20 protein-coding genes are annotated in these 24,388 nt (G+C 72.7%); 14 read left to right on the top strand and 6 right to left on the bottom strand.

Features of this window, described 5'->3' with window-relative positions:
• Positions 1–88: 88 nt before the first annotated feature.
• Complete coding sequence (resB, locus tag AB5G72_RS14460; RefSeq protein WP_440220208.1) at positions 89–1,750, top strand: cytochrome c biogenesis protein ResB; 1,662 nt, start codon at positions 89–91, stop codon at positions 1,748–1,750.
• Complete coding sequence (ccsB, locus tag AB5G72_RS14455) at positions 1,747–2,745, top strand: c-type cytochrome biogenesis protein CcsB (RefSeq protein WP_159148586.1); 999 nt, start codon at positions 1,747–1,749, stop codon at positions 2,743–2,745. The genes resB and ccsB overlap by 4 nt, the downstream gene beginning before the upstream one ends.
• Here the strand turns inward: ccsB and AB5G72_RS14450 are convergent.
• From AB5G72_RS14450 to AB5G72_RS14435, 4 genes are read right to left on the bottom strand one after another with little or no spacing between them, the layout of a single operon-like run.
• The gene (locus tag AB5G72_RS14450) at positions 2,742–3,413 is read right to left on the bottom strand and encodes an ATP-binding cassette domain-containing protein (protein WP_440220207.1); all 672 of its coding nucleotides are present in this window, start codon (positions 3,411–3,413) and stop codon (positions 2,742–2,744) included. The genes ccsB and AB5G72_RS14450 overlap by 4 nt on opposite strands.
• Positions 3,410–5,008, bottom strand: a complete 1,599-nt coding sequence (locus AB5G72_RS14445; protein WP_440220206.1) for an ATP-binding cassette domain-containing protein — start codon at positions 5,006–5,008, stop codon at positions 3,410–3,412. Before AB5G72_RS14445 ends, AB5G72_RS14450 begins: the two co-directional genes overlap by 4 nt.
• The gene (locus AB5G72_RS14440; protein WP_440220205.1) at positions 5,001–6,011 is read right to left on the bottom strand and encodes an ABC transporter permease; all 1,011 of its coding nucleotides are present in this window, start codon (positions 6,009–6,011) and stop codon (positions 5,001–5,003) included. The genes AB5G72_RS14445 and AB5G72_RS14440 overlap by 8 nt, the downstream gene beginning before the upstream one ends.
• Positions 6,008–7,675 (bottom strand): ABC transporter substrate-binding protein, encoded by a 1,668-nt coding sequence (locus tag AB5G72_RS14435; RefSeq protein WP_440220204.1) that lies wholly within the window; start codon positions 7,673–7,675, stop codon positions 6,008–6,010. The genes AB5G72_RS14440 and AB5G72_RS14435 overlap by 4 nt, the downstream gene beginning before the upstream one ends.
• A 110-nt stretch (positions 7,676–7,785) precedes the next feature.
• Here AB5G72_RS14435 and AB5G72_RS14430 point away from each other — a divergent pair, with 110 nt between their 5' ends.
• The 8 genes from AB5G72_RS14430 (at position 7,786) to AB5G72_RS14395 (ending at position 16,936) form a co-directional block, all read left to right on the top strand.
• Positions 7,786–8,073 carry an ArsR/SmtB family transcription factor gene (locus AB5G72_RS14430; protein WP_061228888.1) on the top strand — a complete coding sequence of 96 codons (288 nt, stop codon included), beginning with the start codon at positions 7,786–7,788 and terminating at the stop codon, positions 8,071–8,073.
• 47 nt (positions 8,074–8,120) lie between these two features.
• Entirely contained in the window at positions 8,121–9,266 is a 1,146-nt protein-coding gene (locus tag AB5G72_RS14425) for an XdhC family protein (protein ID WP_440220203.1), read from the top strand.
• 128 nt (positions 9,267–9,394) lie between these two features.
• Positions 9,395–10,786 (top strand): DUF6986 family protein, encoded by a 1,392-nt coding sequence (locus AB5G72_RS14420; protein WP_440220202.1) that lies wholly within the window; start codon positions 9,395–9,397, stop codon positions 10,784–10,786.
• Entirely contained in the window at positions 10,783–12,168 is a 1,386-nt protein-coding gene (allB, locus tag AB5G72_RS14415) for an allantoinase AllB (protein ID WP_440220201.1), read from the top strand. The genes AB5G72_RS14420 and allB overlap by 4 nt, the downstream gene beginning before the upstream one ends.
• Entirely contained in the window at positions 12,165–13,220 is a 1,056-nt protein-coding gene (alc, locus tag AB5G72_RS14410) for an allantoicase (protein WP_061228883.1), read from the top strand. Before allB ends, alc begins: the two co-directional genes overlap by 4 nt.
• A 154-nt stretch (positions 13,221–13,374) precedes the next feature.
• A complete protein-coding gene (locus AB5G72_RS14405) occupies positions 13,375–14,439 on the top strand; it encodes an isopenicillin N synthase family dioxygenase (RefSeq protein ID WP_440220200.1) in 1,065 nt (354 codons plus the stop codon).
• Positions 14,440–14,456: 17 nt separating this feature from the next.
• Positions 14,457–15,233 carry an alpha/beta fold hydrolase gene (locus AB5G72_RS14400; protein ID WP_440221507.1) on the top strand — a complete coding sequence of 259 codons (777 nt, stop codon included), beginning with the start codon at positions 14,457–14,459 and terminating at the stop codon, positions 15,231–15,233.
• A gap of 173 nt (positions 15,234–15,406) precedes the next feature.
• Positions 15,407–16,936 (top strand): SidA/IucD/PvdA family monooxygenase, encoded by a 1,530-nt coding sequence (locus AB5G72_RS14395; RefSeq protein ID WP_440220199.1) that lies wholly within the window; start codon positions 15,407–15,409, stop codon positions 16,934–16,936.
• Positions 16,937–16,947: 11 nt separating this feature from the next.
• Here the strand turns inward: AB5G72_RS14395 and AB5G72_RS14390 are convergent, their stop codons facing one another.
• Entirely contained in the window at positions 16,948–18,582 is a 1,635-nt protein-coding gene (locus tag AB5G72_RS14390; protein ID WP_440220198.1) for a DUF222 domain-containing protein, read from the bottom strand.
• 426 nt (positions 18,583–19,008) lie between these two features.
• Positions 19,009–19,623, bottom strand: coding sequence for a helix-turn-helix domain-containing protein (locus tag AB5G72_RS14385; protein WP_440220197.1), 615 nt, complete (start codon positions 19,621–19,623; stop codon positions 19,009–19,011).
• Between the two features lie 325 nt (positions 19,624–19,948).
• Between AB5G72_RS14385 and AB5G72_RS14380 the strand changes: the two genes are divergently transcribed.
• The 4 genes from AB5G72_RS14380 (at position 19,949) to AB5G72_RS14365 (ending at position 24,346) form a co-directional block, all read left to right on the top strand.
• Entirely contained in the window at positions 19,949–21,304 is a 1,356-nt protein-coding gene (locus AB5G72_RS14380) for an amidohydrolase family protein (protein ID WP_440220196.1), read from the top strand.
• Entirely contained in the window at positions 21,301–22,077 is a 777-nt protein-coding gene (locus AB5G72_RS14375; RefSeq protein ID WP_317176616.1) for an ABC transporter ATP-binding protein, read from the top strand. Before AB5G72_RS14380 ends, AB5G72_RS14375 begins: the two co-directional genes overlap by 4 nt.
• 14 nt (positions 22,078–22,091) lie before the next feature.
• On the top strand, positions 22,092–23,021 hold the full coding sequence (locus AB5G72_RS14370; RefSeq protein WP_182635548.1) for an ABC transporter permease: 930 nt from the start codon (positions 22,092–22,094) through the stop codon (positions 23,019–23,021).
• A gap of 149 nt (positions 23,022–23,170) precedes the next feature.
• Positions 23,171–24,346, top strand: a complete 1,176-nt coding sequence (locus tag AB5G72_RS14365) for an ABC transporter substrate-binding protein (RefSeq protein WP_440220195.1) — start codon at positions 23,171–23,173, stop codon at positions 24,344–24,346.
• Positions 24,347–24,388 lie beyond the last annotated feature (42 nt).

The raw sequence follows: 24,388 nt of genomic DNA, 5'->3' as shown, positions 1-24,388 counted from the left end.
CTCAGGTTCGCCCCACTAGCCTGGGTGCGACCGGCGCCGAGCCACGCCCCGAGCCGCCTCGGCGCGCCGCGACCCGCAGATGGACCCCATGCCCAGAACCGCTGCCGTCACCGCGTTCCTCCGCAACGCGTGGCGCACCCTCACCGCCATGCGCACGGCGCTGATCCTGCTGTTCCTGTTGGCCGTCGCCGCCATCCCGGGCGCGCTCCTGCCACAGCGCAGCCTCAACGAGGGCAACGTCAACGAGTACATCGCCGAGAACGGGTGGCTGGGCGAGACCTACGACAAGCTCCAACTGTTCGACGTCTTCAGCAGCTGGTGGTTCACCGCCATCTACGTCCTGCTGTTCGTCTCGCTGGTCGGCTGCCTCACCCCGCGCTGCTTCGAGCTGGTCCGCCAGCTGCGCACGCCCCCGCCGCTGACCCCGCGCAACCTGTCCCGCCTGCCGCACCACGCCGCATACCGGACCACGGCCACGCCGGAGCAGGCCGCGGACCAGATCCGTCGCGAGCTCAAGGGCCGGGTCCGCCGCAACGACGGCGACGGCCGCGTCCCCGGCACCATCGAACTGTCCACCGAGCGCGGCTACTCGCGGGAGGTCGGCAACATCGTCTTCCACTTCGGCCTGCTCGCGCTGCTCGTCATGTTCGCGGCCGGCAAGTTCGTCTACGCCGAGGGCATGCGCGTCATCGTCGCCAATGAGGAGTCCCCGGCGTTCTGCAACACCACGCCCAGCGCGTACGACTCGTTCCGCGCCGGCCTGCTGGTGGACGGCACGGACCTCGAACAGTTCTGCATCAAGATCGAGGACTTCCGCGCCGACTACCTGCCCAACGGTCAGGCCGAGATGTTCACCTCCAACGTGCGCTACACGGAAGAGGTCACCACCACCGACCCCGACACGTGGCAGCCGTACGAGATGCGGGTCAACCACCCGCTGCGCATCGGCTCCACCCGCGTCTACCTGCAGGGACACGGCTTCGCGCCGACGTTCACGGTGACGTACCCCAACGGCGAGACCCGCACCGACACCCAGCACTGGTCACCGACCGAGCTGCAGACGTTCCTGTCCTCGGGCATCATGCGCTTCGACCCGCCCGCTGGCATGTACCCTGATCTGGCCGAGCGGCGCACGCAGCAGATCGCCATCCAGGGCCTGTTCGCGCCGACCGCGCAGTTCGACGGCACCCTGCTGAGCTCGCGGTTCCCGCGCATGGACGACCCGGCGGTGGCGATCGACGTCTACCGCGGGGACGCCGGCCTGGACACGGGCCGCCCGCAGTCGGTCTTCTCGCTCGAGCCGGACCTCATCGAGTCCGGCGCGCTCAACCGCGAGGCCCGCGTCAACCTCAAGCCCGGCGAATCCACGACCCTCCCCGACGGCACCGAGGTCCGCTTCGACGGCGCCGAGGAGTTCGTCAACATCCAGGTCTCCTCCGACCCCACGCAGATCTGGGTGGGGGTGTCGGCCGCCGTGATGATGGCGGGGTTGGTGCTCAGCCTGATGGTGCGGCGCCGGAGGATCTGGGCGCGAGTGAGTGTCGACGACGACGAGGTCACCCGTGTCGATCTGGGTGGCCTGGCCAAGACGGACCGATCGGGCTGGGGGAGCGAGTTCGACGAGCTCCGGGACCGGCTGGTCTCGGCGGCGGCTGTCACACCCGTGTTGCCGGGTGAGGCCGACACGGGCCACACTTCAACTAGTCGCGGTACCGCCGCCGACGCTGCGCGGAAGGACGACACCCGGTGATCACTTCGACCCTCGCACAGGGCCTGCCCATCGACGAGACGCTGGCCACCTACTCGGACCTGGCGTTCCGGACGGCCTTCGGGATCTATGCACTGGCGCTGATCGCGTCGCTGATCTACTACGCGGGCTTCCGCGTGGCCAAGGTCTCGGAGAAGGAACTGGTCACGGCCGGTGGGACCGGGCTGACGGAGTCGCGGTCCCTCACCGACACCGGCGACGAGGAGCGGGCCTCGGCCGGCAACGTGCGCTGGGCGCGGATCGCGCAGCTGTTCGTGGTGCTCGGGTTCGTGTTCCACGCCGCGTCCCTCGTCCTGCGGGGGCTGTCCACGGAGCGGTTCCCGTGGGGCAACATGTACGAGTTCATCCTGGGTAGCACCCTGTTGGCGGTGGCGGCGGGGCTGATCTGGCTGCGCAAGCCCGCGCTGCAGGTGGTGTGGCCGTATCTGCTGGTGCCGATCCTGGTGCTGCTGTTCTTCGGCGGGACCCACCTGTACTCGGATGCCGCTCCCGTGGTCCCGGCGCTGCGCTCGTACTGGCTGCCGATCCACGTGTCGATCATCGCGTTGGGCTCGGGCATCCTGCTCATCCCCGGTGTCGTGTCGATCATGTACCTCATCCGCGTGTGGCAGCCGCAGGGGCAGGAGCACGGGTGGGGCGCCCGCCTGGCCCGTCCACTGCCGGCAGCCGAGACCCTCGACCGCCTCGCGTACCGCACCACGGTCATCGGCTTCCCGGTCTTCGGCGTGGGCATCCTGCTCGGCGCCGTGTGGGCCGAGAGCGCGTGGGGCCGCTTCTGGGGCTGGGACCCCAAGGAGACGGTGTCGTTCATCTCGTGGGTGCTCTACGCGGGCTACCTGCACGCCCGTGCGACCAGCGGCTGGGGCCCCAAGAAGGCGGCGTGGATCAACATCGCCGGCTTCGCTGTGCTGGTGTTCAACCTGTTCTTCATCAACATCGTGGTCTCGGGCCTGCACTCCTACGCCGGGCTGAACTAGCTCCCGGCGGCGTCGCCCATCGTGTGGACGACGTCGGCCCAGTCGGCCGCGAGCTGCTGATCATGGGTGATCGCGAGGACGCCGAGCCCCCCGTCGGCGCGGGCCCGCAGGACGCCCGCGATCGCGTTCGTGCTTTCGGGGTCCAGATGCGCGGTGGCCTCGTCGGCGATCAGGTAACGCGGCCGCTGGGCCAGCGCCCGGGCGAGGCAGGCGCGGTGGAGTTGTCCGCCGGAGACCTGTTCGGGCCGTCGGTCGAGTAGGCCGGGGTCCAGTCCGACCTCCCGGGCGAGCGCGTCCACGTCCACCGGGTTCCCGCGCAGCCGTCCGGGGAGCGCGATCATCCGGCGGAGCGTCATCCGGGGGTCCGCCGACGCCATCGGGTCCTGGTCCAGCAGCGCCGTGTGCCCGGGCAGTCGGCCGCGCCGGCGCCGCACCTCCCGCACACCCGGGCCGTCGGTCGGCGTCCCGGGTTCGTCCGTCACCGTCACCGTCCCGGCGGTGGGGGCCAGCAGCCCGGCGAGCAGGTGCGCGAGGGTGGTCTTTCCGCTTCCGGAGGGACCCACCAGCGCGGTGATCCGGCCCCCGCGCACGGTCAGGTCGGTCGGGGGCAACGCGAATCCGTCGGGTCCGGCGTGCCGGAAGGCGACCCCGCGCGCGGCCAGCGTCATGCCGAGACCACCTCCGCGACCGACCGGAGCCGCCCGCCTCGCATCTCGAGGACCTCATCGGCGACGCCGCTCGCCGCGAGCGCGGCATGGTCGTGGGTCGTGAGGAGAATCGCGAGTCCTGCGTCGTCGGCCAGTCGGCGCAGCGTCGTCAGGACGGTCCGGGCCAGGTCGGCGTCCAGGCCGGTGGTGGGTTCGTCGGCGAGCAGGACGGTGGGGTTGGTACTCAGCGCGGCCGCGATCGCCATCCGGCGCAGTTGCCCGCCGGAGAGCTGGTGCGGGTACCGGTCGGCCAGGGCGGGATCGATCCCCACGAGCCGACAGAGGGCGTCGGCATCGAGGCCCTCGCGGTCGCCCGGGCCACCGCGGGCGCCACGGCCCCGGCGCCCAACGGCGAGTCCTTCCTCGAGCTGCCCCCGCAGGTGCCGGGTCGGGGTGAACGCGGCCGCGGCGGACTGGGGGACGTGACCGGTCGACCCGCCGGAGCCCAGCGCCACCCGGCCTGCGGTGATCGCGCCCGCAGGGGTCATCCCGGCGCAGGCGTCGAGCAGGCTGGACTTGCCGGCGCCCGACGGCCCGATGATCGCCACGACCCGGCCCGTCTCGATCCGCAGGGATGCCCCGTCGACCGCCCGCACCGAGCCCGGGCCCCGGTGCGCCACCACGAGATCGTCCACCGTCAGGCTCGCCCGGCTGGAGCCCACCTCGTCGTCGTCGTCGCGGTGGTGGTCGCCGGGGTTGTGGTCACCCACGGGGGCCCTGCATCGCACCGATCCGCGCCGCACCCACCCGCGCCCCGGCGTCCCGGGCCCCAGCAGCGCCACCGCCACGGTCACCGCGATGAGCGCGACGGTGGGGAAGGCCAACGGCCACCACCGGCCGAGCAGGAGTCCGGACTGGGACAGCGCGACCAGTGTGCCGAGGCTGGGCCGTTCGGGCGGCATCCCGATGCCGAGGAACGACAGGGTCGACTCGTGCCACACGGCGTGCGGGATCATGAGCACCATCGCGAGGCCGGCCTGTCCGACCACGGCCGGCAGGACGTGCCACCGCGCGAGCTGCAGCGGGGACGCCCCGGCGACGCGGGAGGCGGCGACGTACTGCGACGCCATGATCTGCTGCGCCTCGGCCCGCACCACCCGCGCGACGGCCGGCCAGTGCGTCAGCGCCAGGGCCACCACGATGGCGGCGAGCGAGCCCCGGAACAGCGCCACCACCACGACCGTGGCGAGCAGGTGCGGCACGGCGGCGACGGCGTCGGCGCACCGCATGAGTGCCGCGTCGACCCGGCCACCGCACGCCGCCGCTCCGGCGCCCACCGCCACCCCGAGCACTCCGGCGAGCACCGCGGCGCCCGCGGCGACCGCGAGCGACACCCGCAGCGCCTGCGCCACCCGGACGGACAGGTCGTGCCCCAGCCCGTCGGTGCCCATCGGGTGCGCCCACGTCGGCGGCAGGTCGGCTGACAGGTACCCGGACGACGCCATATCGGCGGGCGCGATCGCGGGCCACACCAGGGCGAACGCCACCACGGCCACGAGCATCACCCCGCCCGCCGCCCGCAGGCCAGCCACCCGCCCCCCCGCCCGATCACGCATCGATCCGCACCCTCGGGTCGGCGACGAGCAGCAGGCAGTCGGCGAGCCACGTGCCGACCAGGACGGTGAGCGACGCCGCCACCGTCACCGCGGCGAGCAGCGCGAAGTCGGCCCCGAGCGCGGCGTCGACGGTCGCAGCCGCCACCCCGGGCCACGCGAAGACGGTCTCCACGACCAGCGATCCGACCATCACCTCGGGCACCCGCGAGCCCAGCAGCGCGATGAGCGGCGCCCACGCGACGGGTGCGACGTGCCTGCTCAGAACGGTCCATTCGCCCAGTCCACGGGCCCGCGCCTCGGCGACGGCCGGCGACGCCTCCGCGTCGAGCACCGCCCGCCGGAACGCGAGCAGCATCCACGGCACCTGCCCGGCGGCCAGCACGAGCGCGGGCAGCATGCCGTAGCGCACTACGCCGCCCACCGTGGCCGCCTGGCCGGGCGGGGCCGCGCCGGAGACGGGCATCCACCCCAGCGCCACCGAGAACACCGCCACCGAGCCCAGGGCCAGCGCGAACGTCGGGATCGAACTCAGCGTGACCGCCGCCCCGGCGAGCGCCCGGTCGATCGCGCCGTAGGGGCGCGCTGCCGCGATGAGGCCGGAGAGGACGACGACGACGAGGGCGATCCCCAGCCCCACCGCAGACAGTCCCACGGTCCACGGAAGTCGCTCGGTGAGTACGTCGAGCACCGGTTGGCGGTAGGTGGGGGAGTAGCCGGCGTCGCCGGTCGCCAGTCCCGCGATCCACTGTGTCCAGGCCTGCCACCAGGGCCGATCGGTGCCGAGGGCGGTGGCGGCGGCCGAGCGTTCGGCGTCGGTCAGGCGTTCGTAGCCGTCGCCGAGGTGGGCGGCCAGCGGGTCGAGTGGTGAGGCGTCGGCCATGACGAACGCCGCCAGCGTCACGGCGAGTACGACGATCGGCGCGGCGAGCGCCCGGCGGACCGTGACGCGTGCGAGGTCGGCCCGCCGTTCACGCAGTCGCCGGATCACGGGCGGGCCGGTCACTCTGCCGTCCGCTCCGACGACCAGCGCGCGATCGCCCACCACGGTCCCCAGGTCGCGCCGTGGGAGTGCGGTTCGAGGATCGGGGCGGGGCCGGTGTGGCCTGTGTCGCGGACGAGATAGGTGTGTTTGAGCGTCACGAGGAACAGGTGCCCGGGGTCGCGGTAGTAGGCCTGCTGGGCCTGCCGGTAGAGGCGGGTCCGTTCGGCCGGGTCGGCGGCGCGGCGGGCGGCGTCGAGGGCGCGGTCGACGTCCGCGTCGCCGTAGCCGCCGGGGTTGTCCAGCGGTCCGGACAGCGGGGTCCGCGAATGCAGGGTGCGGTAGGCCTGGGTGTCGACGGTGTACGGGTTGTCGCCGCCGCCGAGCAGGACCGCCACCTCCCCGGCGCGGGCCTCGATCTCGTCCCACGTCCCGCCCCACAGTTCCACGGCCACGCCCACCTCGCGCAGCTGGTCGGCCACCGCCGAGGCGAGTTCGCGGCGCAGCGAGTCGGCGACGGGATAGGCCAGCACGAACTCGGCCCTGTCGGCGGAGCCCCCGCGGACCAGCACCCCGTCCGGCCCGGGCCGCCACCCGGCCTCGGCGAGCCGTCCCCGCGCGACGGCCCGGCGCGCGGCCGGGTCCGCATCGGGCTGCTCGCCGGCTACGCCCACCGGTTCGAACTCCGGGTAGGCGTCGGTGATCGGCGAGGTGGCGGGCCGACCGTGCCCGGCCAGGACGTGCTCGACCAGCGACTCGCGGTCCACAGCCAGCGACAACGCGCGCCGGACCGCCGGGTCGCCGGTGAACGGGTGCGCGGTGGGCAAGGCCACGGCCCGCCAGTCCGCGCTGCCCACCGACACCAGCTCCAGCCCGTCGCGGTCGGCCAGCCCGGCAGCCAGTGCGGGTGGCAGGACGGTGCCGTCGACCTCGCCGGTGACGATCATCTGGGCGCGGGCGTTCTCGTCGGGCACCGATCGCAAGACGAGGGTGTCGACGTCGGGGGCGCCGTCGCGGTGGTCGGGATCGCCCACCAGCACGGCCTCGCCGGGGGAGAGGCGCTGGAGCCGGTAGGGGCCGGTGCCGACGGGCGCGGTGTTGAGCGGGGACTCCGCGGCCGGCCCCGGCGCGAGCAGTTCGGACGGGGCGATGCCGAGCAGCAGTCGCGCGGGCATCCCCGGGTCCGGTGCGTCGAGTCCGAACTCCACGGTGAGCGGGTCCGGCGTGCCGATCCGGGCGATCGACGTGTAGTCCGACGCGATCGGCGAGCCCGACACCGGATCGGCCACCGCCCGGTAGGTCGCCGCGACGTCCCCGGAATCGAGCGCGGTGCCGTCGTGGAACCGCACGCCCTCGCGCAGCCGGACGGTCCACGTGAGCCCGTCGTCGCTGACCACCGGGTCGGCCGCGGCCAGGGCGGGCACCAGGTCGGGCAGCGTCTTGTCGTCCTCGGCCGCCGGGCGCAGCAGCCCCTCGTACAGCGGCGAGACGCCGGTGGACCCGTACCCGGCGACCGGGTTGAACTCGCCCAACGGCGCGGAGTCGGCCAGCACGACCCGGCTGCCGACGTTCCCGCCGCCGCTGCCACCACCCTCCCCGCCGTCACCAGCGGCGGACGGCATCGCGCATCCCGACGCGGCCAGGGCCACTGCGAGGCCCACGCTGGCCACGGCGTAGAACGGTCTCAAGTGCGTCCCCTACCCACGGGAGATACGTGTCCGGTCGGACACCTAGTGCGCCCGAGCGTAGAGGCGGAATGTGTCGCGGCTGTTACGGAGGAACCGATGGACGTGAACGGATGGACGTGAACGACTGGGCCGCGCGCTTCGACCTGCTCGCCGACCCCACCCGCCTCGGTCTCCTGGCGCACATGCACCACGCCGGGCCGGGCGTCGCGACGGTCTCCGACCTGGCCGACGCCGTCGGCATCACCCGCAACGCGGCGTCCCAGGCGCTGCGGATCCTGCGCGACCAGGGCTGGGTCAGCGCGACGCGCGACGACGCCGACGGCCGCATCGTGCGCTACACCCTCGTCGACGACACCGTGCACCGGATCCTGCACCTCATGGGCGCGCGCCACGACTGAATCCCGGCGGTAACACCTCGGCAATGTGACCTCGCCATCCTGAGCGCATGGACATCCCCGTCGCCGAGACCCTGGCCCGCTGGCGCGCCGCCGGCGTCGCGTGTGCGCTGGCCCGGGTCGTCGCGACGGGCGGGTCGGCGCCGCTGGCCCCGGGCACCGCGATGGCGGTCTCCGCGACCGGCGAGGTGGTCGGCGGCGTCTCCGGCGGTTGCGTGGACGCGGCGGTGTACACCCTGTGCGAGCAGGTCATCGCCGACGGCCACCCCGCCCTCGCGCGCTTCGGCCCCGACGGCGACGAACTCCCCGACCAGCTCCTCGACGTGGGCCCGACCTGCGGCGGATCGCTCGAGGTGTTCGTCGAACCCCTCGCCCCCGCGGCACCGCCGGGCCCCGCGCCACCGCCGGGCCCCGCGCACCCCGTTGACCGACTGCTCGCCGCCGCGCGCGAGGGCCACGCCGTGGTCGCGGCCACCGTTCTGGACGGCCGGTGCGCCGGGCAGTGGATGGTGGCGGGGGGAGACGGCGGCACAGGGGTCGACGACGACGAGGCCCCGCCCTGGGCCGGCGGGCCGGTGGCCGCGGCGATCGCCGAGGGGCGCGGAACCGGCGTCGTCTTCGCCGCCCCTGCCGCCGACAGCGCTGCAGACGGCGCCGCCCTGCCGGCCCGCGTCTTCCTGCACCGGCTCGACCCGCCGCGGTTGCTGGTGTTCGGCGCGACCGCGTTCGCCGAGGCCCTCGTACCGATGGGTGCGCAGCTCGGGTACCGGGTGACGGTGTGCGATGCCCGACCGGTGTTCGCCGCCGCCGAGCGCTTCCCGGCGGCCGCCGAGGTGGTGCGGCGGTGGCCGCACCAGTACCTCGCCGGGACCCGCGTCGACGCCTCCACCGCGATCTGCGTCCTCACCCACGATCCCAGGTTCGACATCCCGCTGCTGGTCGAGGCGCTGCGGACCCGCGCCGGGTACATCGGCGCGATGGGCAGCCGGCGCACCCACACCCAGCGGATGACCGACCTGCGCGCGGAGGGGGTCCCCGAGTCGGGGCTGCAGCGCCTGCACTCGCCGATCGGGCTGGACCTCGGCGCGCGGACGGCCGCGGAGACCGCGCTGTCGATCGCGGCCGAACTCGTCGCCCATCGCCGGGGCGGGACCGGGGCGCCGCTGGTGGGGATGGACGCCGCGATCCACCGGTGAGCGCGGTCTCGTGCATCCATTCGCGGCGTAACACGGGGGACACGCGTGGGTGACCATGGCGGAACCGTGCGTCGATAGACAGGTGTAGCGGGCGGGTCGCGCCCACCCCCTCGTTCCCAGGAGTACGCGTGAACCCACTCCCCACACCGGACCCGGTCGTCGGCCCGGACCCGGTCGTCGGCCCGGACCCGGACGTCGTCCTCGCCGGCGTCGACGCCCGCCTCGCGGCCCACGACGCCGAGCAAGCCGAGCTGTTCCCCGGGCCGCCCACCGGTCGCCAACCCGTCCACACCCTGTACCTGCCCGCGGATCGCGTGCACGCCGGGATTGTCAGCGAAGTGGGCGCGGTCGCTCTCGCCGCGTTCGACGAACACCTGCCGGACCCCGCCGCCCTGCAGAGGGTGTTCAGGGCAGCCCAGGTCAGCGGTGATTCCGGCGGCGGCGATCTGGTGGCCCCGGCGGACGCCCCCGCGATCCACGCGTTGGTCCGGGCCAAGCTGGAGGTTGAACCGGTCGAGGACCTGCGCATCGACTTCGAGGACGGCTTCACCCAGCGGGATGTGCCCCCCGGGAGGCGGGACCACGACGAGGACGGGCACGTGGACCGGGTGCTGGCCGAGGTGATCACCCGCTGGTCAGGGCGGTCGTCGTCGCCGCCGTTCTGGGGCGTGCGGTTCGGGTCCCTCGACCCGGCCACCCGCCGCCGGGGTGTCCTCACGTTCACCCGCGTGGTCGCCGGGCTGGCCGCCGCACCGGATCGCGACGCGCTGTTGGCGGGGTTCCGGCCCACCCTGCCCAAGGTGACGTCCGTCGACCAGGTGCGCGCGATGGTCGGGATCTGCCGCGACCTCGAAGCGGCGTGCAGCCTGCCGGAGCGCGCCTTGCGGTTCGAGATCCAGATCGAGACCCCGCAGTCGATCTGCGCCCCCGACGGTTCGGCACTGGTCGCCCGGCTGATCCACGCCGCCGACGGGCGCTGCATCGGTGTGCACTACGGCACCTACGATTACTCGGCCGCCTGCGGGATCGCCGCCGAGTACCAGGCCATGGACCACCCGGCGGCCGACCACGCCAAAGCCGTCATGCAGGTCGCCGCCGCCGGCACCGGGGTGGCGCTGTCCGACGGCTCCACCAACCGGCTACCCGTCGGCGACGCGGAGGCGGTGCGTGCGGGGTGGCGTCTACACGCGCGGCTGATCGACCGATCACTGCGCAGGGGCTTCTACCAGGGCTGGGACCTGCATCCCGCGCAGCTGGTGTCCCGGTACGTGGCCACCTACGCCTTCTACCGGCGTTCGGTGCCGGCCGCGTGCGCGAGGATCGCCGCCTACCTCGGCACGGGCCCGGACGCCGGATACCTCGACGAACCCGCCACCGCCCGCGCCCTGGCCGACTTCTGCGTCCGCGCACTGGACTGCGGGGCCGTCACCGCGGACGAGATCACCACCCGCGCCGGCGTCGATCGCGCCGACCTGGCCGCGCTGACACGCCCGGGAACCGACCATGAGGAGAGCAGATGACCCACCCCGACCTGGTGATCCGGGCCCACCGGGCGATCGTCGACGGTGCCGAGCGGGAGGCCCTCGTCGTCGTCGCCGACGGCACCATCACCACCGTCGACGTGGCCCCGGGCGCACTCGACCGGGCACCCACCGGCGCCCACACGGTGACCCTGGCCCGCGACGTGGTCCTGCTGCCCGGCCTGGTCGACACCCACGTGCACGTCAACGAACCCGGACGCACCGACTGGGAGGGCTTCGCCAGCGCCACCCGTGCCGCGGCCCGCGGCGGCGTGACGACCCTGCTCGACATGCCCCTCAACTCCAGTCCCGTCACCACCAGCCCCGCCGCGCTCGACGCCAAACTCGCCAGCACGGTGGGCAAACTGCACGTCGACACCGGCTTCTGGGGCGGCGCGGTGCCGGAGAACCTCGGCCGCCTGCGTGAACTGTGGGACGGCGGCGTGTTCGGGTTCAAGTGCTTCCTGCTGCACTCCGGGATCGACGAGTTCCCGCCGCTGGACCCGGCGCAGATGCTCGCGGCCATGGCGGAGATCGCGTCGTTCGACGGCCTGTTGATCGTCCACGCCGAGGACGCCGGGACCATCGACGCCCAGACCCCGCCCGACGGGCCGGCATACACCGGGTTCCTCGACTCGCGGCCCGTGACGGCGGAGGTCCGCGCGGTGGCGCAGGTGATCGACGGCGTCCGGCGCACCGGGTGCCGCGCGCACATCCTGCACCTGTCCGCCGCCGACGCACTGCCGCTGATCCGCGCCGCCAAGGCCGAGGGGTTGCCGATCACCGTGGAGACGTGCCCGCACTACCTGTCGCTCTTCGCCGAGGAGATCCAACCCGGTGCAACCCACTACAAGTGTTGCCCGCCGATCCGGGAGGCCGGCAACCGCGAGGGACTGTGGGAGGGGCTGCGCGACGGGACGATCGACCTGGTGGTCTCCGACCACTCCCCGTGCGTGCCCGAGCTCAAGCGGTTCGACACCGGCGACTTCGGAGAGGCGTGGGGTGGGATCGCCTCCGTCCAACTGGGCCTGCCGGTCATGTGGTCCGAGGCCCGGCGCCGGGGGATGGGGCTGCCCGACGTGGTGCGGTGGATGGCCTCCGGGCCCGCCGCGTTCGTCGGCCTTCCCGACCGGGGGGCTATCCGTCCCGGCGCCCGCGCGGACCTGGTGGTCCTGGCCCCCGACGACGCCTTCGTGGTCCTGCCCGAGCGGCTGGAGCACAAGAACCCCGTGACCGCCTACGCCGAACGGGCCCTGGCCGGCGTCGTGCGCGAGGTCTACCTCGCCGGCCACCGCGTGGACCTGGACCGCCCGGCTGCGGGCCACCCGGTGCTCCGCCCCATCCCTTCCCTGGCCTCGTCCAGAATGGAGACCCCCGCATGACCGCGACCCCGTCCACCACGCCTGACTTCCTCACACTGCCGGATCTGGCCTCCCGCACCCTCGCGGGCGCGGTCGTCCACGCCGACGACGAGTTCTTCGCCGAGAAGGAGAATCTGCTCCTGCCCGGCGAGCCGGTCTTCGACCCGACCCTGTTCGGGCACAAGGGCAAGGTCTACGACGGTTGGGAGAGCCGTCGCCGTCGAACGCCGGGCGAGGACGCGGCGATCATCCGGCTCGGGGTGCCGGGCGTGGTCCGCGGCGTCGTGGTGGACACCGCCTTCTTCCGCGGCAACTACCCGCCGCAGGTCGCCCTCGACGGTGCGTGGGTCGAGGGCTACCCGGACGCCGAGCAGCTCGCCGCGGCATCGTGGCGGCCGCTGGTCCCGCCGTCCCCCGCGCAGGGCGACACCCGCAACGCCTACGCGGTGGCCGACGAGACGCCCGTGACCCACGTGCGGCTGCGGATGATCCCCGACGGGGGCATCGCCAGGCTGCGGGTGCACGGCGAACCCGCGCCGGACCCCCGGTTCCTGGCGGGCACAGTCGACCTGGCGGCGGCGGAGAACGGCGGGCGGATCGTCGACTGCTCCGACCTGTTCTACTCGTCACCGGCCAACATCATCGCCCCCGGCCGCTCCCGCCACATGGGCGAGGGCTGGGAGAACGCCCGCCGCCGCGACGACGGCAACGACCACGTCACCATTGCCCTGGCCGGCCCGGGCACGGTCGATCACGTGGAGATCGACACCTCCTATTACGTCGGCAACGCCCCCGGATCGGCGTCCCTGCACGGCATCCGCAGGGCCGAGGACCTCGACCGCCCCGAGACCTGGGTCGAGTTGGTGCCCCGCACCCCGCTGCAGCCCGATTGCCGCCACCGGTTCCTCGTCGGGGCCCCCGCCGGCCCCGACACTCCCGGCACAGACCCCGACCCCGTCCGGTTCGTCCGCATCGACGTCTTCCCCGACGGCGGCATCGCGCGACTCCGGGTGCACGGGCGGCTCACGGCGGACGCGCTCGAGGCGATGGCCGCCCGGCTCCCGCGGAGCTGACCGTTAATGCGGTGGTCACACGCGGGTGACAGCGGCGGAACCCGCCCTCGGTAGACATGGTCGTGCACCGGCCCCCACCCCGCGTGGTGGGCGCCGCGGCCCGGCACACCGGCCCCCGTCACCTCGGCCGGCCACTCCGCCACAGGAGAAGCTCATGACCACTGATCACCCCGGTTTCCACGTCCCCACGGTGGACCTGTCTCCCTACGTCGTCGGCGGGTCCTCCGACGACCGCGTGCGGGTCGCCCGCGAGATCGACGAGGCCTGCTCGACCGTCGGGTTCATGCAGATCGTCGGACACGGCGTGGCACCCGCGGTCATCGACGGTCTGGCCGGCGCGATCGACGACTTCTTCGCACTGCCCCTCGAGGCCAAGAAGGCCTACCGCGTGGCCGATGCGAACCGCGGGTACAGCCCGCCCAAGAGTGAGTCGCTCAGTCTGAGCCTCGGGGTGGAGTCCGCCGGGCGGATGAACGACTTCTTCGAGGCGTTCAACGTGGGGGTCGAGGCACGCTCGTTCGTCGGTCTGGACCTGTCGGAGGACGACTACGGGATCAACGTGTGGCCCGATCTCCCCGGTGGCCGGCGGCCCGGTTTCCGCGAGCGCGTCGACGCCTACTTCGCCGAGGCATCCCGTGTCGCGCGCACGCTCACCCGCGTCTTCGCCGACGCCCTCGGCCAGCCCGCGGGGTACTTCGAGCAGCTCACCGACCACTCGATCGACGTTCTCCGGATGGTCAACTACGCCCTCGACGAGGGGCCCGTCTCGCTCGACGGCGAACTCAGGGGCATGGGCGAGCACACCGACTTCGGTCTGGTCACGGTCCTGTGGGCCGACCGGGTCGCCGGCCTGCAGGTGCTCGGCACCGACGGCGTCTGGCACGACGTACAACCCGTGGAGGGCGGCCTGCTGGTCAACCTGGGCGACCTCACCGCGCGGCTGACCAACGACCGGTGGATGTCGACCCTGCACCGGGTCGCGCCCCCGATCGTCGACGGCCGCATCGTCCGCCGCCGCTCGGCCGCGTTCTTCCACGACGGGAACGTCGACGCCGTGGTGGCCACCCTGCCCGAGTTCGTCGGCACCGACGGCGACGCCTACGAGCCCGTCACGGTCCGCGAACACATCGCCGCCAAGCTCGCCGGGTCCCGGCACGGCAAGGCCAACACCGCGGCGGTTCGCGAGGCGGCCCGCGTCCTGGCGGCGTCGGCGCAGTGACGGAGGGCGACACCGTGATGGACGTGGTGTTGGTCCACGGTGCGTGGGCCGGCGGCTGGGTGTGGGACACCGTGACCGGTCCGCTGCGTGCGGCCGGCCTGCGCCCCCACGTGGTCGAGCTACCGGGTGTGGGTGGCGACGACGACGAGGTGGTCGACCTCGACACCCTGGCCGACCATGTCTCAGCACTCGTGCAGCTCCTCGAACGACCTGCCGTGCTCGTGGGCCACTCCGGTGGCGGGGTCGTGGTGACCAGGGTTGCCGAGCTGATCCCGGACCGTGTCGCCGCGGTCGCCTTCGTCGCCGGGATGATGCTGCCCTCGGGGGTGGACTTCGCGCAGCTCTGCGCGAGGATCGGCCTGCCTCCGGAGGTGGGGATCTCCCGGTGGCTCGAGTCGAGTGCGGACGGCCGCGAGACGTCGGTCCCGCCGGAGGCCGCGGCGGCGGTGTTCTTCCACGACGCCCCGGCGGGGGAGGCGATCGCCGCTGCGCGCCGGTTGCGGCCGCAGCGGGAGAGCGCCCGGCTGATCTCCGCCGCCTGGACCCCTGCGCGCTTCGGCGCCCTGCCGCGGTTGTACGTCGAAGCCACCGGGGATCGCACCGTGCCGATCATCGCGCAGCGACGCATGCAGCAGCTCACCCCTGGTGCCCGGGTGGTCACGCTCCACACGGGCCACGTCCCGCAGCTGTCCGCACCGGGCCCACTGTGCGCGGCACTGGCGAGCTTCACGCGGGACATCGCCGCCGGCGGCGCGGACCCGGCGGCGCGCCACACCGCTCTCACGTCGGCGTAACACGGCGGAAAAGCGCTGGTGTCAGACTCGGAGGCGACACCGCGACGGTGCGGTCGGCCCAGCCGACCCGGCCGCCGGGCGACCGACGCCCCGGCGGCCGAGTCATCAGTCAGGCAGCGGCGCGGTGTCCGCCCGGGCACAGGACCCGGGTCCCGATGCCGCAGGAGACGTCCATGACCTCCGTGATGCCCGACGCGCCCACGCTCCCCACCCCGGGCGAGACCAGCCCCCGCCGCCTGGCAGACGCCGACGCCAGGCTGGCCGCGCTGACCGCGCGCGTCCGCGAGGACATCGCCACCACGAGCCATGCTCGCGACTGGATCCCGCGCGAACCCGGATTCGCGCAACTCGATGTGCTGGTCATCGGAGGCGGTCAGGCCGGACTCGGCGCCGCCTTCGCCCTCGGACGTCAACGGATCGACCGGGTCCTGGTGGTGGATGACGGGCCCGCCGACCGGGTGGGCTGCTGGGACCGCTACGCACGCATGCACACCCTGCGCAGCCCCAAACACATGCGCGGCATCGAGTTCGACGTCCCGTCGCTGCACGTGCGCCGCTGGTTCGAGGCGGTCTACGGCGAGCAGGCGTGGCAGGAGATCGACCTCGTTCCGCGCCTGGACTGGAACGACTACCTGCGCTGGTATCGCGAGGCAGCGGGGATCGAGGTCCGCCACGAGACGCAGGTGACCGCCGTGCACCGCCCCGCCACGGCGGATGGCCCGTTCGTCGTGGAGGTGGCCGCCGCCGGCGGTGCCACCCAGACCGTGACCGCCCGGCGGATCGTGTTCGCCCTCGGCCTCAGCGGCGGCGGCGGACAGCGGGTGCCGGAGATGGTCCGTGCGCTGCCGCGCGAGCGCTGGTTCCACACCGAGGACCCGATCGACTTCGAGGCCCTGCGCGGCCGGCGGGTCGCCGTCCTGGGCGGCGGAGCCTCCGGGTTCGACAACGCCGCCACCGCGCTCGACCACGGCGCCGCGCGAGCGGAGGTGTTCATGCGGCGGGACACCGTCCCGGACTCCAACCCGCTGCGGTGGATGGAGTTCCCCGGCATGCAGGAACGCTTCTACGACCTCGACGATCGCGCGAAGTGGGACTTCACCCTCCTCAGCGGGGGCTTGCCGCAGCCGCCGACCCAGCACACGGTGTGGCGGTGCTTCGCCCATCCCGACTTCGCACTGCGCACAGGCTGTGCCTGGGACTCGGTCGCGGTGGTCGACGACGGCGCGGGCGGGACCGAGCTCGCCATCGTCACCCCCGCCGACCGGTTCCACGCCGATGTGGTGATCGCCGCGACCGGGTACGAGGTCGACCTGCGACTGCGCCCGGAGCTCGCGGAGTTCGTCGACGACATCGCCCTGTGGGCCGACGTGCACGACTTCGCCGCCGGCCACCCGGCAGGACGCAACCCCTACCTCGGACCGGGTTTCGAGTTCACCGAACGCCGACCGGGCTCCGCGCCCTGGGTGACCAGGCTGCACCACTTCTCGACCGGCGCGCGTACGTCCATGGGCGTCACCGGAAACCAGCTGTCCGGCATCTACGGAGGTGTCGGTCGCATCGCGGGGGCGGTCACCACCGCGATCACTCGCGAGAACTGGGACCGCCTCGCGGACGACTTCGCGGGCTTCGAGTTCCGCGAGGTCCGGTCGATCGGCCCGCACCGCCCCGACGACGGCTGGTACCCGACGAGACCCCGCTACTGACGGCCCCGCCATCAGAACGGCGGCTCATCATCGAACGCCGAGGACCGCGGCTGGTCCTGCTGGGGCCGGTCATCCTGCGGGGGAGCCGAGCGCGGCGGGCGCCCTGACCGGGGTTCCTGTTGACGATGGTGCGCCTGGGCCCGCAGCCTGCTGCGCTCCGCCGCGCGGCGGTGACGCAGGTGGGGGCGCCTCCTCGACGCCGGTGAGCCGCTGCCGGTCCTGCCGGCTTCGGCCGCGTCCTGCTGCCGTCGGTTGGACTCCGGATGCCGCGGCGGGGCGAGCGCGGCCAGCGGTCCACCGGGGGCCGTCGTGATGCGCGTTCCCGGATCGGCCTCCGGGTGATTGGGGCCGTGGAGCCAGACGTAGGTTCCGTCGATGTCCCGGTAGTAGGCCCAGATTCCCTCGGTCTTGAGTCGGTGGTGGAAGCGGCAGAGGGAGCCGAGATCATCGGACGTGGTGTGCCCGCCGCACTCCGGGTTGTCATGGTCGAACGGGATGATGTGGTCGAGGTCGGTCTTCTCGGCTGGCGTCTGGCACCCGGGGAAGACACAGGTGCCGTCGCGGCCCTTGCAGAAGCGTGCCAACGCCTCGGAGGGCGTGTACCGCCGGGCCGCGTAGCAGTCGGGGTCCGCGAGATCTGCCAGTGAGTCGATCCGGCGACGAGCGCTGCGCTCCAGCTGGTCGGCGGTGTGACCGGTGATCGGCCCGTAGCCGGCCAGCGTGAGGCCACGGTTGTCCGGACTGCCGTCGTCGTAGGCGTAGATGGTCACCCGCCGAGCGGCCGCCTGTCCGTCCGGGTCACCGGGGTGTTCGCCGTCGACGTCGGGCAGGCAGGCCCACCCGCGACTCAGCGCCAGTAGGCCCGCGGCACGCAACTCACCGAGAGAACGCGGGTCGTCCTCGGAGGCGGTGCTCGCGAGGGCCTCGATACGGTCGGCGATCTCCACGGCGGTCTCCGCGGTGAGGTGCGCTGTGATCAGGGCCCTGTCGTCGGCCAGCGGCACCCTCTCGACGTCCTGGTCCCGCCGCGCCTCCCTCGCCCTGGCGTCGGCCCCGACCGGGTCGCACGCCGAGACGGTCTTGGTGAGCATCTTTCGTAGCGGGCCGAGTCTCGGCGGGTGTGTGCGGCGCCTGGTGGGAGCCAGTGCCTCACTGATCCGCCTGTCGAGTTGGGGCATGAGCTCATCGGAGACCATCGCGGTCTCCTCGGCGATCGTGTGGGCGGCGAGGATGCCGATCCATCCGGTCGCGAGCAGGGCCGCGGTACGGGGGAGCCGCTCGGTCAACTCGACCGCGGTGGTGACCAGACGCGAGGCGCCGTGCCGGGACAACGCCATCGAGGCGCTGACGATCGAGGCGGCGGTCTCCCACGGGTCCCGGTGGCGGTCGCGCTGCCCCGCGACCCGGACGCAATCGTAGGCGAAGGCGACGGTGCGTCCCTCGGCCGCGTTGATCAGGCGTTGGGCGAGATATCCGCGCTGTTGATGTGGATCCCACCGGGCGTAGGCCTCCGGGACGATCACGTCGACGGCGGGACCGGTCGCTGTAGTGAACCCCTTAGGCGGCACGAACGGGTCGGGGGCATCGGGGACGATCGCCGCATGGGAGGCGGAATCATGGGCGTCGGACTTGGAGGTGCTCGTCATGGTTCGACCATATGTTCTAGGTCTGACATCGTGGGCAGGGAGACTGGATCGAACACGCGAGCGAGTGCCATCTCATTACGGGGAGATGCCCGGCCTCGTCGTCGTCGCTGATCACCGCGGCGCCCGCTGACCTGGGGTGCCCTGCGCACCCTCCGCAGGGCACTGCAGGTAGAGGGCATGCGTGGTGCGGGCGGTCTCGGGGGAGTGGTGGGTCCGGGTCCGGGTCTTGGTTCGGTGAAGGGTGTGGCGCTGTGGGCGGTGCACGGTCTTGGGCGTTCTGACCTGGGGTGCCCTGCTCGGCCCCCGCAGGGCGCCCCGGGTCGGCGCGCGAGGGAGGGGGCCGGGGCGGGGATGTCCCAGGGTAGCTGAGGTGGGTGGTCGTGGTGGTCGTGCTGGTCAGGCGCAGGTCGGGCGGCCCGGTCGCGGTCAACCCGGTCGGGCGACGATGAGGCACGCCTCGCCGCCGTCGGGGACGTACCACCGGTGGGGGAGGGTGCCGTTGTACCTCGCGACGTCGCCCGCCTCGAGTCGGGTGAGCGAATCGCCGACCTCGAGCAGGACGGTGCCCCGGGTGATGTAGAGCCATTCCTGGCCGGGGTGTTCGAAGAACCGGCCCGGGACGTGATTGGTCTCCACGAACTCGAGGAACTGCGTGCCCCCCGGGCCTCCGGGCAGGAGTCGGGTGTGACCGCCGACCGTGCGCTCCGCCCGGGTCAGGGTGGCGCCCTCGGTGGAGCGCTGGACGTCGACCCGGTCGGAATGGGCCCGGTCCCGGCCGGAGTCTCCGGGTCCGCCGGTGTCGGAGGCCCCGCCGGCGGTGACCGCGTCGAGGAGGTGGGCCTGGGTGGTGCCGAGGGCGTGGGCGAGACCCTCGAGCGTGGACATGCTGGGCGCCGCCTTGCCACGCTCGATCTGACTGAGGAAGGGCTGCGAGATCCCGGCCTGGTCGGCCACCTCGACGAGCGTCAGTCCGAGTTGGCGGCGGTGGTGCCGGATGCGCGCGCCGAGACGGTCCAGCGAGTCGCCTCGTGCGGTGGTCATGGGGCCTCCCTTGCGGTCGGGGCGGGTCGGGGTCTGGCGGGGCGGGATCTGGTGGGACGCGGTCTGCCGGGGTCGGTATTCGTGCAGGTAGTCGCGTTGGCGCGGAATCGGCGGACACCGGAACCGCGCCGGAACAGCGGGGTAATGCCGCCGAAACACGGGGCCACCACACTGATCAGTATTGATCCGATCAATACCCGGCAACTATCCCGCTCCGGGGTCGGAAGCACAAGTGCCGCGCCGGGCGCGACCAGACCGGTGGGCCGGGCCTGCCAGCGCCGGGTCAGAGAGCAAGCGCCGGGCGTGAGGGAAGAGGAGGGGAACGATGGAACCACGACGAGCGGCACAGCGCGATGCACAGCGCGGAGCCGGGGCCGAGCGAGTCGCGCCGCGGCACGTGGACCGGATCGCGGGGGCCCGGCTGCAGGGCGGCCGGGTGGTCGACGTGGACATCGTCGACGGGGTGGTCGTGGCCGTGACGGATGCGGGGACCACCCCGACGCGCGGTGGTCCTACCGGGGGCGAATCGGTGATCGACGCCCGCGGCTACATGGTGCTCACCGCGCCCGCGGAGCCGCACGCCCACCTCGACAAGGCCCTGAGCTGGGGCGCCACGCGGCCGCCGGGCTGCGACCTGGGGGCGGCGATCGACGCGTGGCGGGCCTACGCCGCGACGGTCGACGAGGACGAGATCCACGCCCGCGCCCTCGCCGCAGCGCGCAAGCTCGTGGCCAACGGGACGACCGCGGTGCGCAGCCACGTGGACCTGCACGACGACCACGACCCGCTGCGCGGCGTCCGCGCTCTCGTCCGCGTCCGCGACGAGCTCGCCGGCGTGATGGACCTGCAGATCTCGGTGATGGTCAACGAGGTCGACCCGTCGGACCGGGCCCGCGCCGCGATCGCGGCCGGTGCCGACCTCATCGGCGGGGCCCCACACATCTCGACCGACCCGGTCGCCGAGACAAACCGACTGGTGGACCTCGCCGAGGAGCTGGGCACCGGCATAGACCTGCACGTGGACGAGTTCCTCGACGGCGACCACGCCATGCTCGAGGTGTTCACCGACCGCGTCGCGACCTGGCCGGCGGGGCAGATCCGCACTGCCGGGCACTGCTGCCGCATCGGCTCGCTCGACGGGGCGGGCCAATCCCGCGCCGCCGGCGCGCTGAGCAGGGCGGACGTCGGGGTGGTGACCCTGCCGATCACCAACCTGTACCTGCAGGGCCGAGCCGGCTGCACCTCGGTCCCGCGCGGCCTGCCCCCGGTCCGGGCCCTGCTCGAGACCGACGTGACCGTCGCCGCCGGCGCCGACAACGTGCGCGACCCGTTCAACCCGGTCGGCCGCTCCGACGCCACCGAGACGGCGATGTTGCTGATCGTGGCCGCCCACCTCGACATGGACACCGCCTGGCAACTCGTCACGGGCGGCGCCCGCGAGGTCATGGGTCTGCCGCCCGCCGGCCCCTCACCCGGCCTGCGGGCCGACCTGCTGCTGGTCCGGGCGGGCGGGCTCGATGACGTGATCGCCGACGCGCCACCCGACCGGATCGTGTTGCGGGCGGGCTGCGTGGTGGCGGCGAGGGAGGTCCTCGTCGTCGTCGACCCCGGTGTCGCGCTGCTCGACGACCAAGCCGCCACCTCCCACCCACGGACACCCACCTACGAGGAGACCCGATGACCACACCCACCGACATGCGGGCGGCGCAGGCCGCCCGGCCCGGCAGCGAGATCCTCGGATTCGACGGCGTCGGAGTGACCTACCCCAACGGCACCCGCGCGCTCGACGGCGTGGACCTGCGGATCCGCGCCGGAGAGTTCGTCAGCGTCGTGGGCCCGTCCGGCTGCGGCAAGTCCACGCTACTCAGCCTCGCGTCCGGGCTCGCCACCCACACCGACGGCTACATGCAGACCGGCACCGACCGCATCGGCTACGTCTTCCAGGACGCGACCCTGCTGCCGTGGCGGACGGTCGAGCAGAACGTGGAGATGCTCGCCGAGCTCGACGGCATCGGCCGCACCGAACGCCGTGACCGCGCGGCGGCGGCGATCGAACTGGTGGGCCTGGCCGGGTTCGAGACGTCGCTGCCGCGGGAGCTATCGGGCGGCATGAAGATGCGTGTCTCGCTGGCCCGCTCGCTGACCCTCGACCCGGAGTTGTTCCTGTTCGACGAGCCGTTCGGCGCGCTCGACGAGATCACCCGGCAGCGCCTCGGCGACGAGCTGCTGGGGCTGTTCGCGGCCAAGCGGTTCGCAGGTCTGTTCATCACGCACTCGGTCGCGGAGGCGGTGTACCTGTCCACGCGCGTGGTGGTGATGTCCGGTCGGCCGGGGCGGATCACCCATTCGGTGGACGTGCCGTTCGGGCCGGAGCGCGACCCCGAGATCCGCTACACGGCGGACTACATGAACCTCGTCGGCGAGGTATCCCAGGCACTCGAGGAGGCGCACTGATGAGAGGCACACTGATGAACGGAATCACCGCCCGCGCGACCGTGAAGAACGACGACGACGACGAGGTCACCGCCGCCGACGTGGGCCCCGGCCCCGTGGCCGAACCGGCCGGGGGAGCCCCCGCCGCCGGACCCGCCCGCCCCCGGTTCCGCCTCTCGGCCGACGGGCCCGTGGTCCGCTACGGCGGCCCGTTGGCAGTCCTGGCCGCAGTGCTGGGCCTGTGGTACTTCGTGAGCTACGGGGTGCTCGAGCCGTCGCGGCGGTTCCTGCTTCCGGCGCCGCACGTGGTGGTCACCGACGGGCTGTTCGGGCCCAGCGTCTCGGGCATGCTCGAGGCGCTCGGCCGGACCGCGACCGTCGCGCTGACGGGGTTGGCGATCGCGTTCGTGATCGGCGTCGTGTGGGCGATCATCATGAGCCAGGAGAAGTGGGCCGAGCGCTCGCTGTTCCCCTACGCGGTGGTACTGCAGTGCATCCCGATCCTCGCGCTGGTGCCGCTGATCGGCTTCTGGTTCGGCTTCGGGTTCACCGCCCGCGTGTTCGTGTGCGTGCTGATCGCACTGTTCCCGATCGTCTCCAACACCCTGTTCGGGCTGAAGTCCGTCGACCCGGGCCTGCGCCGGCTCTTTACGCTGCACCACGCCGGGCGGCTCACAGTGCTGCGCAAGCTCGAGGCCCCTGCCGCCCTGCCGGCGCTGTTCGAGGGCCTGCGCGTGGCGGCCGGCCTGTCGGTGGTCGGTGCGATCGTCGGCGACTTCTTCTTCAAGCAGGGCGACCCGGGCATCGGCATCCTCATCGACACCTTCCGCGCCCGCCTGCAGTCGCCGGAACTGTTCGCCTCCATCATCCTGGCCTCCCTGCTCGGCGTGGCCGTGTTCCTGTTCTTCGGCTTGCTGTCCCGTCGGGTCGTGGGGCGCTGGTACAACCCGGACGCCGACCGCTAGTCGTAACCCCCGGCGACCAGCCGTAACGACTCCCGACCGAACCCGCAACACCACTGAAACACGGCAGCGGTTCACTCTTCTTTATTGATCACATCAATACAGCACTCGCTTCCATCTCGTCGTTCCGTCACCCACACCCAGGAGTTCCCATGCGACGCACCACCGCCCCCCGTACCGCCGTCTCCGTGGCCGCGCTCTGCACGCTCGGCGCCGTCACGCTCACCGCCTGCGGCGGCTCCGAGTCCGCGGAGGCCTCCTCCGGGTACACCGGCGAGATCGGCGCGGTCGACCTCAGCGAGGTGTGCCCCGAGAAGGTCGTGGTCCAGACGGACTGGAACCCCGAGGCCGAGCACGGCCACCTCTACGAACTCCTCGGACCGGAGCCGACCATCGACGCCGGCGCCAAGTCGGTCTCCGGGCCGCTGTTCGCCTCCGGTGAGTACACCGGTGTGGACGTGGAGGTCCGGGCCGGCGGCCCCGCGATCGGCTTCCAGCAGGTCACGGCGCAGATGTACCAGGACACCGACATCATGCTCGGCTACGTGGACGCCGACCAGGCGGTCCAGAACTCGCTGAACAACCCCACCATCGGCGTCTTCGCACCGCTGGACATCAACCCGCAGATGATCATGTGGGACCCCGAGACCTACCCGGACGTCGAGACCGTCAGCGACCTCAAGGACGAGAACACGCGGGTCCTGTACTTCGAGGGCAACGCCTACATGGACTACCTCCTCGGCGAGGGCATCCTCGACCCCGCCCAGGTCGACGGCAGCTACGACGGTTCGCCCTCGAACTTCGTCGCCTCCGGCGGTGCGGTCGCCCAGCAGGGCTTCGCCAGCGCCGAGCCGTTCATCTACGAGAACGAGGTCGCCGAATGGGGCAAGCCGGTGAAGTACCAGCTGCTCCACGACCTGGGCTACCCGATCTACAAGTCGATGATGGCCGTGCGCAGCGCCGAGCTCGAGGACAGCGCGGCGTGCCTGGAGAAGCTGGTGCCCGTACTGCAGCAGGCCGAGGTCGAGTACTTCGAGGATCCGGCCCGCACCAACGCCGTGATCGTGGACGCCGTCGAGCAGTTCAACACCGGCTGGGTCTACAGCGCTGAGCTGGCCGACTTCGCCGTCGAGGCCATGCTCGAGCGCGAACTGGTGGGCAACGGACCCAACGCCACGATCGGTGACTTCGACGACGAGCGCCTCGCCGACATGGTGGCCAAAGTCAAGGGTGTCTACGAGGCCGCCGACGTCGCGATCGCCGAGGACGTCTCGCCCGGGACCGTCGCCACCAACCAGTTCATCGACCCGGCCATCGGGATGAACTGATCCGGCTCCTCTGCCCGGTTCACCCCTTCAGTTCCCGCCGCC

Origin of the sequence: Dietzia sp. MNB45, from assembly GCF_051994785.1 — a bacterium.
Classification (GTDB): domain Bacteria; phylum Actinomycetota; class Actinomycetes; order Mycobacteriales; family Mycobacteriaceae; genus Dietzia; species Dietzia kunjamensis.
This window is presented reverse-complemented; position numbering and strand designations above follow the sequence as displayed.

Excerpts from the sequence above, each read along its gene's own strand:
- AB5G72_RS14445 (WP_440220206.1), bottom strand. The coding sequence starts at position 5,008 with ATGCGTGATCGGGCGGGGGGGCGGGTGGCTGGCCTGCGGGCGGCGGGC.
- AB5G72_RS14375 (WP_317176616.1), top strand. The coding sequence starts at position 21,301 with ATGACCACACCCACCGACATGCGGGCGGCGCAGGCCGCCCGGCCCGGC.
- AB5G72_RS14430 (WP_061228888.1), top strand. The coding sequence starts at position 7,786 with ATGGACGTGAACGACTGGGCCGCGCGCTTCGACCTGCTCGCCGACCCC.
- AB5G72_RS14450 (WP_440220207.1), bottom strand. The coding sequence starts at position 3,413 with ATGACGCTGGCCGCGCGCGGGGTCGCCTTCCGGCACGCCGGACCCGAC.
- alc (WP_061228883.1), top strand. The coding sequence starts at position 12,165 with ATGACCGCGACCCCGTCCACCACGCCTGACTTCCTCACACTGCCGGAT.
- AB5G72_RS14400 (WP_440221507.1), top strand. The coding sequence starts at position 14,457 with ATGGACGTGGTGTTGGTCCACGGTGCGTGGGCCGGCGGCTGGGTGTGG.
- AB5G72_RS14380 (WP_440220196.1), top strand. The coding sequence starts at position 19,949 with ATGGAACCACGACGAGCGGCACAGCGCGATGCACAGCGCGGAGCCGGG.
- AB5G72_RS14425 (WP_440220203.1), top strand. The coding sequence starts at position 8,121 with ATGGACATCCCCGTCGCCGAGACCCTGGCCCGCTGGCGCGCCGCCGGC.
- AB5G72_RS14370 (WP_182635548.1), top strand. The coding sequence starts at position 22,092 with ATGAACGGAATCACCGCCCGCGCGACCGTGAAGAACGACGACGACGAC.
- AB5G72_RS14385 (WP_440220197.1), bottom strand. The coding sequence starts at position 19,623 with ATGACCACCGCACGAGGCGACTCGCTGGACCGTCTCGGCGCGCGCATC.
- allB (WP_440220201.1), top strand. The coding sequence starts at position 10,783 with ATGACCCACCCCGACCTGGTGATCCGGGCCCACCGGGCGATCGTCGAC.
- AB5G72_RS14390 (WP_440220198.1), bottom strand. The coding sequence starts at position 18,582 with ATGACGAGCACCTCCAAGTCCGACGCCCATGATTCCGCCTCCCATGCG.
- AB5G72_RS14365 (WP_440220195.1), top strand. The coding sequence starts at position 23,171 with ATGCGACGCACCACCGCCCCCCGTACCGCCGTCTCCGTGGCCGCGCTC.
- AB5G72_RS14405 (WP_440220200.1), top strand. The coding sequence starts at position 13,375 with ATGACCACTGATCACCCCGGTTTCCACGTCCCCACGGTGGACCTGTCT.
- AB5G72_RS14395 (WP_440220199.1), top strand. The coding sequence starts at position 15,407 with ATGACCTCCGTGATGCCCGACGCGCCCACGCTCCCCACCCCGGGCGAG.
- resB (WP_440220208.1), top strand. The coding sequence starts at position 89 with ATGCCCAGAACCGCTGCCGTCACCGCGTTCCTCCGCAACGCGTGGCGC.